Source organism: Mesorhizobium sp. P160219 (assembly GCF_057786095.1).
Map to the genome: position 1 here is coordinate 1,886,356 of NZ_JBYNWG010000001.1, position 13,347 is coordinate 1,899,702.

At 59.5% G+C, this 13,347-nt stretch carries 8 protein-coding genes and 11 pseudogenes; 11 read left to right on the forward strand and 8 right to left on the reverse strand.

What is annotated here, in order from left to right:
• Positions 1-25: 25 nt before the first annotated feature.
• The 4 genes and pseudogenes from AC3EMP_RS09155 to AC3EMP_RS09170 all read left to right on the forward strand — a co-directional run.
• Positions 26-566 (forward strand): annotated as a pseudogene (locus tag AC3EMP_RS09155) (aminotransferase class I/II-fold pyridoxal phosphate-dependent enzyme); the annotation flags it as partial.
• Positions 551-969 (forward strand): annotated as a pseudogene (locus tag AC3EMP_RS09160) (hypothetical protein); the annotation flags it as partial. The pseudogenes AC3EMP_RS09155 and AC3EMP_RS09160, both read left to right, overlap by 16 nt.
• Positions 956-1,504, forward strand: a complete 549-nt coding sequence (locus tag AC3EMP_RS09165) for a M20/M25/M40 family metallo-hydrolase (protein ID WP_352713793.1) — start codon at positions 956-958, stop codon at positions 1,502-1,504. The pseudogene AC3EMP_RS09160 and the gene AC3EMP_RS09165, both read left to right, overlap by 14 nt.
• Positions 1,505-1,944: 440 nt before the next feature.
• Positions 1,945-2,316 (forward strand): annotated as a pseudogene (locus AC3EMP_RS09170) (ATP-binding protein); the annotation flags it as partial.
• Positions 2,317-2,379: 63 nt separating this feature from the next.
• Here AC3EMP_RS09170 and AC3EMP_RS09175 read toward each other — a convergent pair.
• The 3 pseudogenes from AC3EMP_RS09175 to istA form a co-directional block, all read right to left on the reverse strand.
• A pseudogene (locus AC3EMP_RS09175) lies at positions 2,380-2,598 on the reverse strand (transposase); the annotation flags it as partial.
• A 41-nt stretch (positions 2,599-2,639) separates the two neighbouring features.
• Positions 2,640-2,994 (reverse strand): annotated as a pseudogene (locus AC3EMP_RS09180) (ATP-binding protein); the annotation flags it as partial.
• 11 nt (positions 2,995-3,005) lie between these two features.
• Positions 3,006-4,260: pseudogene (gene istA, locus AC3EMP_RS09185) on the reverse strand (IS21 family transposase).
• A gap of 281 nt (positions 4,261-4,541) precedes the next feature.
• Here istA and AC3EMP_RS09190 point away from each other — a divergent pair.
• Positions 4,542-4,950, forward strand: a pseudogene (locus AC3EMP_RS09190) (transposase); the annotation flags it as partial.
• Positions 4,951-5,226: 276 nt separating this feature from the next.
• Here AC3EMP_RS09190 and AC3EMP_RS09195 read toward each other — a convergent pair.
• Positions 5,227-5,455, reverse strand: a pseudogene (locus tag AC3EMP_RS09195) (IS481 family transposase); the annotation flags it as partial.
• 214 nt (positions 5,456-5,669) lie between these two features.
• A complete protein-coding gene (locus AC3EMP_RS09200; protein ID WP_352713796.1) occupies positions 5,670-6,494 on the reverse strand; it encodes an IS5 family transposase in 825 nt (274 codons plus the stop codon).
• Between the two features lie 695 nt (positions 6,495-7,189).
• Between AC3EMP_RS09200 and AC3EMP_RS09205 the strand changes: the two genes are divergently transcribed.
• From AC3EMP_RS09205 to AC3EMP_RS09230, 6 genes and pseudogenes are all read left to right on the forward strand, one after another.
• Positions 7,190-7,951, forward strand: a complete 762-nt coding sequence (locus tag AC3EMP_RS09205; RefSeq protein WP_488362101.1) for an SDR family NAD(P)-dependent oxidoreductase — start codon at positions 7,190-7,192, stop codon at positions 7,949-7,951.
• Between the two features lie 9 nt (positions 7,952-7,960).
• On the forward strand, positions 7,961-8,773 hold the full coding sequence (locus tag AC3EMP_RS09210) for an SDR family NAD(P)-dependent oxidoreductase (RefSeq protein WP_352713850.1): 813 nt from the start codon (positions 7,961-7,963) through the stop codon (positions 8,771-8,773).
• A 169-nt stretch (positions 8,774-8,942) separates the two neighbouring features.
• Positions 8,943-9,485 (forward strand): annotated as a pseudogene (locus AC3EMP_RS09215) (hydantoinase/oxoprolinase N-terminal domain-containing protein); the annotation flags it as partial.
• 144 nt (positions 9,486-9,629) lie between these two features.
• Positions 9,630-10,031 carry a hypothetical protein gene (locus tag AC3EMP_RS09220; protein ID WP_352713741.1) on the forward strand — a complete coding sequence of 134 codons (402 nt, stop codon included), beginning with the start codon at positions 9,630-9,632 and terminating at the stop codon, positions 10,029-10,031.
• The gene (locus AC3EMP_RS09225; RefSeq protein WP_352713744.1) at positions 10,022-10,276 is read left to right on the forward strand and encodes a hypothetical protein; all 255 of its coding nucleotides are present in this window, start codon (positions 10,022-10,024) and stop codon (positions 10,274-10,276) included. Before AC3EMP_RS09220 ends, AC3EMP_RS09225 begins: the two co-directional genes overlap by 10 nt.
• Positions 10,263-10,750, forward strand: a pseudogene (locus AC3EMP_RS09230) (recombinase family protein); the annotation flags it as partial. The gene AC3EMP_RS09225 and the pseudogene AC3EMP_RS09230, both read left to right, overlap by 14 nt.
• Here the strand turns inward: AC3EMP_RS09230 and AC3EMP_RS09235 are convergent.
• The 3 genes and pseudogenes from AC3EMP_RS09235 to AC3EMP_RS09245 all read right to left on the reverse strand — a co-directional run.
• Positions 10,747-11,172, reverse strand: a pseudogene (locus AC3EMP_RS09235) (IS5/IS1182 family transposase); the annotation flags it as partial. The pseudogenes AC3EMP_RS09230 and AC3EMP_RS09235 sit on opposite strands and share 4 nt — an antisense overlap.
• 407 nt (positions 11,173-11,579) lie before the next feature.
• Positions 11,580-11,906, reverse strand: coding sequence for a LysR family transcriptional regulator (locus tag AC3EMP_RS09240; RefSeq protein ID WP_352713746.1), 327 nt, complete (start codon positions 11,904-11,906; stop codon positions 11,580-11,582).
• A gap of 444 nt (positions 11,907-12,350) precedes the next feature.
• Positions 12,351-13,058 carry a class I SAM-dependent DNA methyltransferase gene (locus tag AC3EMP_RS09245; protein ID WP_352713749.1) on the reverse strand — a complete coding sequence of 236 codons (708 nt, stop codon included), beginning with the start codon at positions 13,056-13,058 and terminating at the stop codon, positions 12,351-12,353.
• Positions 13,059-13,347: the final 289 nt, after the last annotated feature.

Here is a 13,347-nt window from a genome sequence, read left to right on the forward strand (position 1 = left end):
TCATCCCATTCCTGCGGAGTTGCCGATGAAGAACGATTTCATCGCCCATTTGTCGGCGAAACTGGCTGGGTTGAAGTCTGCGGGGCTCCGAGCGCGTCTTCACCTCTACGCACGCGTCCGTGATCAAACTCGCGGATGGTATCAAGTTCTGAATTTCTGCGCCAACAATTATCTTGGTTTCGCCGAGAATCGATGTCTGCGAGACGGGGCTAAGGCTGCGCTCGACCGCTATGGATACGGCATCGCGTCGGTCCGCTTCATCTGCGGCATTCAGGAAGAGCATAAGCACCTCGAAGCGCGCATCTCCTCATTTCTCAACATGGAGGATAATATCCTCTATTCATCCTGTTTCGACGCAAACGCCGGCCTGTTCGAGACGCTGCTCGGCGAGGAAGACGCCATCATTTTCCGAGCGCGCTCAACCAGGCCTCCATCATGGACGGCGTACGGCTCTCGAAGGCTAGGCGCTTCCGCTATGCAAACAATGACATGGAGCGCTCGAAGAAGAGCTGAAAAGGGCGGAGGGCAGTCGGTTCAAATTGATCGCAAGGCCCGGCACTTTGGCTTCCAACCCAGAGCCTGCCGGCCGTATCGCGAGAAAACGAAGGGCAAGGTCGAGCCACCTTCCTCTATCCGCGAGGACTCCTTCCTGGCCCGCAGCTTCCGCAATCTCGACGACCTGAACGAGCAATTGCAAGATTAGCTCGACACTGTCGCCAATGTCCGCCTGCACGGCACTACGCAGCGCATCGTCAGCGAGCCTTCGCGGCGGAGCAGCCGGAGCTTCAATCTCTCCCGGCAGTTCCCTTCGACGCGCTTCTCAAGCTGGAGCGCCGCCCATCGCAGACCACTTGCAGCTTGATGGTCAGCCCGCCTCGGCTGCGCCCGATAGATGTGCATGCGGCCACGACGGGCACACGGCCATGTGCTGGGTGCCGCGAAGCATCTTGCGAATATGCGCAAATTTAAGGGTTCCGTCGCATTGATCTTCCAGCCGGCAGAAGAGATAGAGCTGCCATCGGGAGGCCTAAGAATGGTGCAGGAAGGAATCATGGATCGTTTCAGCATTTCCCAGGTCTTCGGCATGCACAACAAGCCAGGGTTGGAGATCGGCACATTCGGCGTTTGCGATGGCCCGACCATGGGGTCGCAGGACGACTTCGACATAATCGTGAAGGGCAGGGGCGGGCACGCGGCCTCACCTCATCGGACCGTAGATCCCGTGGTCATTGCAAGCACAGATCATCGTCGGCTTGCAAAGTTTGGTCTCGCGCAAGACCGATCCTATGGAGGCACTCGTGATCTCTGTTACGAAGTTGAAGGCCGCACAGGCCTAGAACATCATCCCCGATCACGTCGAAATTGCCGGAACCGTCAGATCCTCGCATCCGACCTCCGAGACTTCGCAGAACGAGAGGGTTTGGCGTTTCGCGCAGGGCATAGCGCGCGCATTCGGCGCGGATGTCGAGTTCAAGTACCGTCGATCCGTTCCGGCCACCTTTAATCATACGCAGGGGACCAATCTGGCGATCACGGCAGCAAGCAATCTCGTGGGGGCCGCCTCAGTCGACGACAAAGTCAGAACCGGTATGGGGGCGGAGGACTTCGCTTATATGCTTGAGGCGGCCGGGCGCTCTGATTTTCCTTGGAAATGGATCATCCCCATCCCTGCACAATCCAGCCTATGATTTTAATGATGAAGCTCTGTCCTATGGCATCGGCTACTGGGTTAGCCTGGTCGAGACAACATTGCCCGTTTGAGGTCAGAGTTCGATCGAACTGGTTGAGGGCCATCTCGACGTGTTTCCACGACATAGATATTCAAGAGAAAAGTCATGGCCGCTCACGATTTTGCTCGCATTACAACCATTTCGCCGTTCTAGCAAAGCGAATATCAAGAGGGGGTCGGACGAGCACGGCACTTAATGAAGGATCATGGAGATGGCCTGCCGGGACGACCGGTCCGTTCTCTACCAGCGTGTCCCACGCCTGTTCGCCAACCTGGCGCTCGCCAGAGGCGATGGTCGCTACGCACGCCGGCAACGCACGCTCGCCCGCGTCTAATTCCTGATCCTTGCTGATTGGGGCCTTGAACCACTCGACGATCAGGCCCGGCACGATCTCCTCGAAATCCTCGAGGATCGCTACGGCCGCCGCTCCACCATCATCACCCGCCAACTGCCCGTGTCAGCATGGCATGACGTCATCGGAAATCCGACTTATGCCGACGCCATCCTGGATCGCCTCGTTCACAATGCTGATCGCATCGATCTGAGGGGCGAAAGCCCGCGGCGAAAGCAGCCGCAAAAAACTTGACACATGACGCATACGAAATGACTACAATCAGCGCCAGCAGAGCCCTAGCCCCAGGGGGCGAGATCATCTCGGAATCCGGGGGCGCAAGCATATCGGAACAAAGGGGCGGCTTCGTCGAAATCGGCATGATGAGTTATGCCTCGGCACAAGACCGAGCCACGCTGCCAATTGTCGGCCGGATTTGAAGAGCGACGGGTCTGTCGCCGTTGCGGCGATCGCGCTGGCTGTGATCGGGCCAATCCCCGGGATCGTCTCCAACCGCCGGCTCAGTTCGTTCGAGCGGTGCCTAATCTGACGATCCATCTCACTGACCTTCTCGTGCGCCCGAGTGCGCAGGCCAACCAACTCTTGCCGACCCCTGATGGGCCGCAGATCGCCAGATTGTCGTGGCATCGATCCAGTCGCCCGCGATGAGCTTGAGGAACAAGGCTCGATCGAGGCCGCGATCGCCACGATAGTGCACATGTTCGGGGGCGGCCTGATGGCGCAGCTTGGCAAAGCGCAGGCGGGCGCCGAGCTTGCGATCGTAGCGCCAGCTCCATTTCCCGGTCGAGCAACAGCGCCAGCCATAGCGATAGCTGTTCGGCCTCGGCATTGGCGGCCAGTTCATTTGAACGCCTTGGCCATTCCGGTCAGGCCCATGGCGTTGAGCCGGTCGAGAGTGGGATGTGCAAGCATGTCATTCTCCTTCAGTGGTAATAGCGGGAACCGCGGATATTGGGTGGTCGATGGGCTCGCGAGCCGTCGCCTGGCGCGACGATGTCCGGTCGAGGTGATTGTCGAGGATTGAGCGGATTGAGCCATAAGTCCGGGCGTTGATCTCCAAAGCCCGGCCGCAGGCGCGTTGACGCGCTCGCGAAGAAACCCTTGACGAGCCGGATGACGCTAAGACAGGCGCGGAAGCCTTGTTCGGGATGCGGCCGCTCCGCCAGTATCTTCTGGCACAGGAAGGCCGCATTAGGACCGATCGCGGAAGCTTGCGGGTGATCCTCTCGATCGTCAAGTCGGCAAAAACCGGCGATGCGATGAAGGCATGTGATACGACACCATCGTGTGCCGTCCATTGCCGCTGGAGCGCAGATGGGCGGCGATCCTCTCGCGCTTGCGAAACAGCTCGACGGTGGTCGCCGTGATGCGCGCCTCCATCTGCTCCCACGCAAAGCGGTATAGCACCGAGTAATAATGCCGGTCGAACTCGACATGGTCGTCGGGGCCGGCGCGCCGAATGCGCCATTCAGCAAAGACGTAGCGCTCAACCGGCACCGGCTTGAGCACGGGCCGGTCGATCTCTTCGAACAATTGCCGTCGCGTACGATTGACACCACGCAACACCCGGCGATCGTTCAGATCGTCAAGCAACTCGCCGATCGGCGCGTTGACCTCGGCCAGGCTGTAAAAGACGCGATGGCGCAGGCGACCAAGAAGCCAGCGCTCGACAATCCGCACCGCCGCCTCCACCAGCACCGAACTGCCATAATGCTCGGCCATGCCGGCATAGGTGCGGTTTACCTGCGGGTCGTAGCGGCAGGCGTTGATGATGGCGACCTTGGCATTGTCGGGAAAACAGGGCCGGCGCGCAGCCGAACGCTTCCAGTGGATTGACTGACAGCCCAGCCAGTCCGGAAGTGTCTCACTCCAGCGCGCTTCCGCATAGGATAGGCTCGAGGCGCCCAACACGGCCACGAACAGATGCGCCTGGCGCGTCTTGCCCCTCAGCCGGTCGACGATCACCGTCACCGTATCGCCGGCATAATCGACGAGAGCTTGTCGCCGGCGACATGGTTCTGCCGCATCGTTGCTGGAAGATTGGATGCCCAGCCCCTGTATAGATCACAAAAGCGGCTATAGCGGTTGAAGCGTTTCGCGCACAGTCGAGGGCGCAGCCCCCAACCCGTACGAGATCGCCTTGTGGCCAAGGCCCTCTTCAAATCGATATCTCAAAATCTCGTGATGGGGCCGCTTCTGATCGGTCTCGCTTGAAGATCGAGCTGCTCCAGCGTCTCTGCGCCAAGCTGAAGAAGGTGATGGCGGATCAGATGCTCGAAGCCTCGGCATTGCACGCGAGCCTCTGTCAAAAAAATGGTAGCGCCCGCCGCCAAGCGCGAAGCCGTCGCGTGAACAGCAGCTTGGGATGTCGTCGGCGTAAGGGGGCAAGACACAGATTCTGATGGATATTTACGACACCGCACCCACCTCGTCGGATTGCCGTTGCCGCTTGAGACTCTGCTATTTGTGTGTTCCATATGGTCATTGCCGAAGCTCGCAGCCTGATCCGGGCAACGCAATGAGATTGAGACGCAGGGCCGGCGAGCTGCTGCGGCACAGTTGGGATTACCAGCTCCTGCGAAAATCCCTGGTACGGGACCGATCAATGCACTGACGGTCATCGCCGAAGCCGGAGATCTTCGCCGCTTCATCCTGTGGATCGCCGGCAAGTCGCCCTCCGTCAGCGTGAGAAGTAAGTTCGAACGCTGAATCGCGAGGGATCGCGACAATCCCGATCTGCGCCGCAAGGCGATGACCGCAATTACCGCCAAGATGGCCCGCGTCGTGCACGCTGTCGTCAACGGCGATTCAGACTACCGGCCCCTTTGTCGAAGGGTGGTGCCAGGTGGAAGAACCTCTGTCAGCTAGTGCCGCGGAAGACCCGAACATTACCTCCAGGGTCATCGAAGCGATGCCCTCACGGGTTCGGCGCAGCCGAGCATTGCCGAATTTGGAAAGGCGGGTCTGGCCGCGATATTGGCCCACCACCATCGCCAGTTTCTCAAGTTCTGCGGAATGGATCTGTCGACCCAGCAGTCGGGCGAAGCCGCCTGGTCGATGACTTGACCAACGTCACGCAGCAAGAGCATGCTGACGAACAGAGAGACCTTGACCGCAGGCTCCATTTCCTTCCGCGCTAAGGACGTTGTCGGTCACGACGCGCGCTATCGCGACGCCGAGGCTGGCATAGTAGGCCACCGCCGCCTGGAGGAAGGCGATGTACTGTCTTGTTTCTCGTCGGGCAGGATCTGCGAGAAGGCGATGCGAGAGGCGTCGTCGATGCAGACATGCATGAATTCCCAGCCGGCGCCGCGCGACTTGCGGATCGCCGGTGGCGATAGCCAACTTGGCTGAAGCCGCCGAGCTGCGTCACGATCTTGGCCGGCACATCATATATTCGCGCCACATCGGCTTTGGAAAAGGCGCCTTCTATCGCCACCACCACCATCTCCTCTCGATGCAGAGCGTGAGACGGGCATTCTTGTGGATGTTCATTCGGACCCTCTCCGGGAAGTGCTGAAGCCTGGTAACTCCAGTCTCCTCGGTCCGGCCCGAATGGACAACCTTGTGAGAGTCCGTTTTGAAATTCACGGATGAGCGTTTCGGCGGATGAGATTGCCGCCCATAGCGACAAGGATCATGGCTTGCGAGACGTCGATGCGCTGCTCGTAGTCGCGCACGAGGCGGCGCCATCTTGTCATCCAGCCGAAGGTCCGCTCGACGACCCAGCGGCGGGGCAGGATCTGGAAGCCCTTCTGGTCGTCGGATCGACGGATGATCTCGACCACGAAGTCGAGATAGGTGGCTTTGTCCATGAGCTTCAGCCGGTCATAGGCGCCGTCGGCGAACAGATGCTTCACCCAGGGCCAGCGCCTGCGGATACCATCCAGGATCGCCTGAGCGCCGGCACTGTCGGAGATGTCGGCGTTGGTGAGATTGACCATCAACAGCCGCCCATCCGTATCCACGGCAATGTGTCGCTTGCGGCCGACAATCTTCTTGCCGGCGTCATCACCCCTTGTTTCAGCTTGCGGAGCCTTGACCGACTGGCTGTCGATCACACCAGCCGTGGGACTGGCCTCGCGCCCGGCTCGTTCGCGATCCAGCATCAGCGCCACGTCGTGGATGGTCTGGAACAGAAAGCGCCGAGCCAACTCGCGGAACCAGCCGTAGACCGTTTGCCAGGGTCCGAAATGGATCGGCAGCATCCGCCAACCGCAACCCGAGCGGACCAGGTAGCGCACGGCGTTGACCACCTCCCGGAAATCAACCTCGCGCGGACGGCCGCGACGCCCAGGTTTGGGCATCAGCGGTGCGAACTGCTCCCACTCCTCGTCCGTCAAATCAGACGGGTAGCGCTTGGTCTTCTTGGCGATCTGGGCCATCCGGCCACGGCTCTGCTTTGTCCACATCTAAAGCTTGAATCATAACCCAGCCTTAGACGAAACCCCCGGCAAGCCGATTTTCAAAACGGTCTCTGAAAGCTCACATGAGTTGTTCATTTCTGATCGATACATGCAGGGATTACAGGTGATAGTCGGGCAGTGGAGGGGCTCACGCTGCGATTTGTCGAGGAAAGCAGTCACGCTGGCGATTTTGTCGCGAATGAGACCGTCGAAGGTAAACGGTCCGGCGCTAACCGTCAGTTGTGTCCAAGCTTTGTGCAACAACATCAAACTTGACGTTATCATTATGTTAAAATAGTTCGTCACAAATACTTAATAAAAATATTAAGGGATTTATTAAAAAATTGTGGGGGGCGTGATAATTTAAGCGTTAACGGCGTTCGTTGTGAGCGTCCGAGATGCCGCATTAAGGATTGGATGATTGGTTCTTCTGAATGGAGCAAGAGATGCATGTCGACGTGAAAATAGTGCTTGCCGAATGATGAACGTTCGCCAAAGCTGGATCCCATTCCTATTTCTGCCAAAGGCTTGCAAACGCTGCCACGGGTTCACCTTCGATGTCCAAGGCGCGCCAAGACTTCAGATTGTTCGGCGCATGACTTTTTGGACGTTTCCGAACAGGTCTTATGCCGGCGTTAATCACTAAGCAGGTCGCCGGAGATACCCGCCAACCCTCATCACTTTTACTGGGCAATCGAACTATGACGCATTCCAAAAAGGTGGTTATCGTTACTGGCGCGACGTCAGGGATAGGGGAGGCCGTCTTAGAGGCTTTTGCCGCGATCGGGGCGTCACTCGTTTTGGTCGGCCGCGATCGAGAGCGGGGGCAAAGAGCCTTGGAGTCGGTTCAGAAGCTCAATTGTGAGGCCGAATTGAAGTTGGGCGATGTCGCCGACTCAGCGTTTGCCGACCATGTAGTGAATTCCACTGTGGCGCGGTTCGGAAAGGTTGACGTCTTGGTCAACAGCGCCGGGATCATCCGGCGTGGAAGCGCCGTCGATACCACGGACGACGAGTGGCGTGAGACATTCGACGCCAATGTCAACGGTGTGTTCTATTTCAGCCGCGCCGCAGTGAAGTCTATGAGGACCACCGGCGGCGGCAGCATTGTCAACATAGCTTCGAATGTGGGGTTGTTTGGCTGTCCCGGGCTGGCTGCCTATTGTGCGTCAAAAGGCGCCGTCGTTTTGTTGACTCAAGCCATGGCTCTTGACCACGCCAAAGAGCAAATCACCATCAATGCCGTCTGCCCCGGCGCAGTGGATACGCCCATGCTTGTGTCGGGCCACAGCAAGCCGGTCAGCGCGGACCAGATCCTACAAAAGAACATTGATTCAAGCCCTCAGGGCCGCGTGGCGACTCCGAAAGAAATTGCGAGCTTGACGCTGTTTCTCGCAAGCGAGGGGGCTAGGCATATTACTGGGGTTGCAATTCCAATAGATGGCGGCGTCACCGCAGGCTAGGAGGGAGTCTTGGGTAATCGGCTAGAAGGTAAAGTTGCCATTGTCACTGGAGGCAATCAAGGCATCGGGCGAGCAATTGCTGAGAGGCTCGCTGAAGAAGGCGCCGTGGTTGTCGTAGGCGATCTCCATGACCGTCGTTCCGTCGATTCCGACGGCGTCGAGACGTTCACTTTTATGGCGCTCGATGTCACAAAAGAGGTCTCAATTCGCACCTTCGTTGACGGGGTCCTGGAGAGGTTTGGCAAGATCGACGTCCTGGTCAACAACGCCGGTCTGGTCATCCATAAGTCGATCGACGATCAGACTGCCGAGGATTGGGACAGGCTTATGGCGGTCAATCTTCGTGGCCCGTTTTTGATGGCAAAATATGTCGTCCCGGAAATGAGGCGTACCGGCTCGGGCACGATCGTCAACATCGGATCTGTCGAGGGCTTCATGGTCAATCCTTGGCATACTGCCTACGCCGCCACCAAGGCCGGCGTGCATGGTCTTACGCTGGGACTGGCCGTTGATCTCGGGCCGGATGGGATACGTTGCAATACCGTGTGCCCCGGTTGGATCGATACCGACCTCAATCGTGCGTACGTCGAGATGCACCCGGACCGAAGCCTAATCGAGCGGGAATTGGGACAACTTCACCCTGTGGGAAGGACTGGCGTTCCGAAGGAAATAGCCAATGCGGTCCTCTGGTTGGCTAGCGAGGATTCCAGTTTCGTTAGCGGGGAAATGATCTCCGTCGACGGCGCGCGAACCAAAAAGATATCCCTGCCAGCCATCCTGGACGAGGAGTATCGGGCCAAACTGACGAAGGCGCAGGCATAGTGGTGCGTCGGCGTCGAAGGGGTTGCGAAAAGAGCTATCCCCCTGCGGACAAAGAATCTCCCGTTGAGGCGCACGATTTTTTCAATCTTCTCAGACCTGTAGACGGACAGGGAGTTCTGCATCGGCCAAGGGGTGGAAAAAGCGAACAGCAGCCGAACTGCCATCGGGGATGAGAGCCAAGCCCAACAAGAAACCACTGTTCCTCGGAATCGACACCGGCGGCACCTACACGGATGCCGTACTGTGGTCCGAGACTGAAGGCCCGCAGCATGGGCCGAACAAGGGCAAAGTGCTGGCCAGGCCAAGGCGCTGACCACCCGGCATGATCTCGCCGTCGGCATTTCGGGGCGGTCGACGCGGTGCTACGGAAGGCCCGCACCGACCCAGCGGATATAAAGCTGGTGTCCATGTCTACGACGCTTGCCACCAACGCGCTGGTCGAAGGCCAGGGTGGCAGGGTGGCGCTGGCATGATCGGCTCCTCCGAGACCGATCTTGCGCGCGACGGGGGTTGAAGGCGGAGCTTGGATGTCCACCGCAATGCCGCCAAGCTCGATCTGTCCGGACTGGAGGCCGCCTTGCCGGAACTCGGCGCCTCGGTGTCCGGCTTTGCCGTCTGCGCCTATTTCGTCACCCGCAACCCGGCGCATGAGCTTGCGGCCCGTGATCTGATCCGCGAAAAGACCGGCCTGCCGGTCACCGCCAGCCATGAGCAGCCGTCTCATTAGGCTGCATCGCGCGATGAATATTCCCTGATTGTGGGCATCGAAAATTCCTCAACTGCCGCCGGTTCCGGGACGCTTCCCGGAACTGGCGATCCTGCCGCAGTTCTGCTCGGCCCGCGGGCAACTCCGGAGATGAAGGCGCTGCTGCATCAGCAGATGGGGCTGGACAAGTCGTTCATCGTGCAGATGGTTACTTTCTTCGGCGGACTGCTCCACGGCGATCTCTGTTTTGATGTGTTCAGCCAGAAATCTGTTGGAGCACGCCATCCGGCCCCCTGGCAATCTCGGGGTCATTCTGCCCATATTGGGCAGGAGGTCGAAGTCTATTATCGTTGGCATCCGTATTTCGGACGCCGGCTTCGCTGCGAGAACAGCGAAGAACGCGCGAACGGTCGGATCATTCATCTCGTCGTCGTGCCGGGGCATGTCATTACCGCTCTCGCCTGGATGGTCGATCCAGTGGTTGCGCGACAATGGGCCTGGGCTCCCCGCGCGTATCGCTTGCCGCGCTGCTTGAGCTTCACATGCTCTTGATCGAACGCCGTTTCCGGCGAGACTCTCCGGATGGGTTCACCATCGCGGAGGCGCAACATGAGAACCCTGCCACCCCGACACGATCTCTCGTGATCCATCGCCAACTCAGCTTGCTGCTCGACTCGCAGAAGCTGGACGGGCTGAGTTCAGCGCAACGGACCATAGTGATCGCCCGGCTCGCCAACGTAAGGATGGTCGCCGCCGGCGTGGCAACGGAGGAGGAGAGCTGCGATGACGAGCGGTAATCTGATTCCGACAGCCGTCCTCAAGCGCGAGGCCGGGTATATGTGCGTCAGTCCTCTCAGGCGTAGGTCCAACTCAACCTTGAGAGCCAGCGTCGGCAATATGAGCTTGTCGACGTCGCGCGGCGCTGGGGATTCCGCAGAGTAGAGGTGATCGACGATGATCTGGGACGAACCGCAAGCGGGGCTGTGGAGCGTCCCGGTTTCGAGCGCCTGGTTGACGATCTGTGCACCGGCCAGGTCGGCGCCGTGCTTTGCCTGGAAGCCTCCCGTCTGTCGCGCAACGGGCCCGACTGGCATCGGCTGCTCGAGTTGTGCGGCGAAGTCGATGCACGCGTGATCGATCTCGACGGGATTTACGATCCAGGATTGCCGTACGATCGACTGCTGCTCGGCATGAGGGGCAGCATCAGCGAGTTCGAGCTCGGCGTGCTGCGTGCCCGCATGTACGAGGCCGCCCGCGCCAAGGCGCAGCGCGCGGTGCGCCCGTCGATCGCCGAACGATGGCCGCTCGTGTTCTGCGCCACGTGCGGCGTCACCTTCATCGAGCGCAACTCGTTGATGAAGTCGTCGGTGTCATAGGCCTTGTCGGCGCCCGCGGCCGGTCGGCGCGGGCCGCCACCCGCTCGGCATACCCGTCGACCTGTGTCAGGCAGGCGTCGACCAAATAGGCCATGGCGGTTCTCCATCAGCCCATGCCCCATAAAGCAGAGCTTCGCCTCCTTGCCCCGCCCCTTGCGATAGAGCCGTGCGTCCGGATCGGTGGTCGAGGCATGCGTCTCGTTCGAACGCTTCTGGCCATGGAAGTCTGCCTCCGTATTGCGCCCGCCGCCCTCTGCCGGCGGCTCGCCCGAGCCGTCCTTCGGCTTCACGCTCTTCATTGATGCCCAGGCCGGAAGTGCTCGGGGCTTGAGAAGAGACTCGGCAATCTGCTCCAGCGTGTCATGGTGGGCGACGAGTTCACGAACCCTCCGCGGACAGACGCCTGCGGGTTGTGCGGTGGCCTCCGGCGTCTGTCCGCTCAACGCCGCCCTCACCAGATGCTCTCGACCAAACGCCGTCAAACGCGCATTCATATGGATGTTCATCCGGCCCTCCTTGGACGCTGAAGCTTCGCAACCTCAGTCTCCTCGCAAAGGACCGGATGGACAACCTATTGAAAGCTGGACGCTCCTATTAACCTCGCCACTCTGTCGAATCCATCGGCTACTGACGGCGATGGGAGATTTCGATGGGGACTGCGCCTGGTTCTTCAATGTCGATGATCGGCTTCGCGGTTGAGCGACCTTGGCGATCAGCTCGAAGCCTATGGGCGGGTTGTGGACTTCGAGGGGTTCCGGCGAGATCTGGAAAGGCGCTGGCTAATAGTCGTGACGACATCGGACGTCTTGGAAAAAATACTTGCCAGCTCGGAGTAGAGGTCTTTGCCAGCGCTGGTAAGCACTACGCCAGTTCCTGGCCTCCTAAAAAGCGGAACGCCAAGCTCGTCCTCAATGACTTTGATCTGCCGACCGATCTCTCCCAATGTCACGTTCAGCTCGGAAGCTGCAAGCTCGAACGAAAGATGGCGTGCCGATGCCTCGAATACCTCGAGGGCAGTGAGGAACGGAAGATCATAATAGCGATGGCCCATTGAGCAACTCCAATCAGATCAGCAGGCGCGAAGATCTGCCGGCCCACAAAGGACTGCCACCAGTCTACACGCGTTAAAGTTGAGAGACTCCGTGACGGAACTGCGGCTGTCCGCCGTGACCCAAGCAGACTGCGCAGGTTGCACTCCGGTTGAGCCACCATTCTGAGTTGTGCAAGTCATCCATGCCGACAGGCCGACCTGCCCGCCTGTTTCGTCGGGTTTCCGACATTCTTGTCCAGCTTCGGACGCGAGTTCGAGCGGCAGATGCTCGGGACACGTGCTTAACGGTCGCTGCGCTCGAAGCTCTGACCCTGGTGGATGACCGCACCGCCGTCCCCGCTGTGCTGACAGTATTGTCTCTCCCACGGCGTTTTCTGCGCAGGCGCGCGCGCCACGTCGCCTTGCCTAGGCTGCAAGTTACCAGCGAGTTTCGCGGTTGCGTCATCATGGCCGCTCCTCCGTGGGTGCGGGCGCCTTCTTGGGCACTTGGAAAACCCAGTAGTGCCCCTCCTCCTCGGCGACGTATCTGCCGTTCCTTAGACACTGTGCCAGTATAAGGACGCCGTCGTCCTGCAGACGCCGCACCTCGCCTTCAAAGGATGTCGTCTCCGCATAGCTCTTGCGGGTGCTTGCAATGACGAATCCGTTCGGGCGGGTGACGCGAGCCAGCTCGCGCAACCCATCCGGTCGGACGTGTCCGAGCGTGAAGACGCCGCTGCAGACGGTTAGGTCATAGCTCTCGCTGGAGTAGTCGGAGAGCCGCCCGTTAAGGTCGACATCGCCTCGGGCGTGCCGGTAGGCGCCGGTTTGCCGGGCCTTATCGGCCATCTCTTTGGAGAGATCGAACCCGTCAATCAACCGGAAGCCGAGGCGTTCCAGTTGCACGCCGACGAGCCCTGTTCCGCAGCCAGCGTCCAGGATTGCGATGGCATTTCGCTGCCCGGCCAAATAGGCCGTCTGCACGGCGCCTGCCAGTTCCGCCACGATCATCGGCCCGCAGTACCCGACGCGAGCCTGATCCAGATCGAAGGTACTCGCCCACCCTCGATATAAATGGGTTAAGCGAGCGGCATCGCCATCGAGGGTATGGGATGCCTTGACGCGCTCTCTTACGGCTTGCTCCGGTGCTGCGGGCTGATCCAGGATGTTCATAACAGCTCCTTTATGTAGGGGTAGATGATAAATTGGCAGCGCGCCCGTTCGGACCTAGTGCCGGTTCGCAAACTAGGGCATCAAAAATTGTGCCAATTGGCCGAACGAGGCGAAGAAAACAAATTTTGATCACTGTTTTCAGCTATTTGGCCGAGGCAAAATAGGGAATTAGCTAAACAAGCCCGTGTCGCCGACACGACAAGGCTGACAGGGTGTCAGACGCCATGACTTGGCCCGCTGCACTTTGACCTCTCCGCAGAGAGACGCTGCGGCAGGTAATGGCGGATAT

Bases quoted from the DNA above. Each gene is read 5' to 3' on its own strand.
- AC3EMP_RS09225 (WP_352713744.1), top strand. From the start codon at position 10,022: ATGCTCTTGATCGAACGCCGTTTCCGGCGAGACTCTCCGGATGGGTTC.
- AC3EMP_RS09245 (WP_352713749.1), bottom strand. From the start codon at position 13,058: ATGAACATCCTGGATCAGCCCGCAGCACCGGAGCAAGCCGTAAGAGAG.
- AC3EMP_RS09165 (WP_352713793.1), top strand. From the start codon at position 956: ATGCGCAAATTTAAGGGTTCCGTCGCATTGATCTTCCAGCCGGCAGAA.
- AC3EMP_RS09200 (WP_352713796.1), bottom strand. From the start codon at position 6,494: ATGTGGACAAAGCAGAGCCGTGGCCGGATGGCCCAGATCGCCAAGAAG.
- AC3EMP_RS09205 (WP_488362101.1), top strand. From the start codon at position 7,190: ATGACGCATTCCAAAAAGGTGGTTATCGTTACTGGCGCGACGTCAGGG.
- AC3EMP_RS09220 (WP_352713741.1), top strand. From the start codon at position 9,630: ATGAAGGCGCTGCTGCATCAGCAGATGGGGCTGGACAAGTCGTTCATC.
- AC3EMP_RS09240 (WP_352713746.1), bottom strand. From the start codon at position 11,906: ATGGGCCATCGCTATTATGATCTTCCGTTCCTCACTGCCCTCGAGGTA.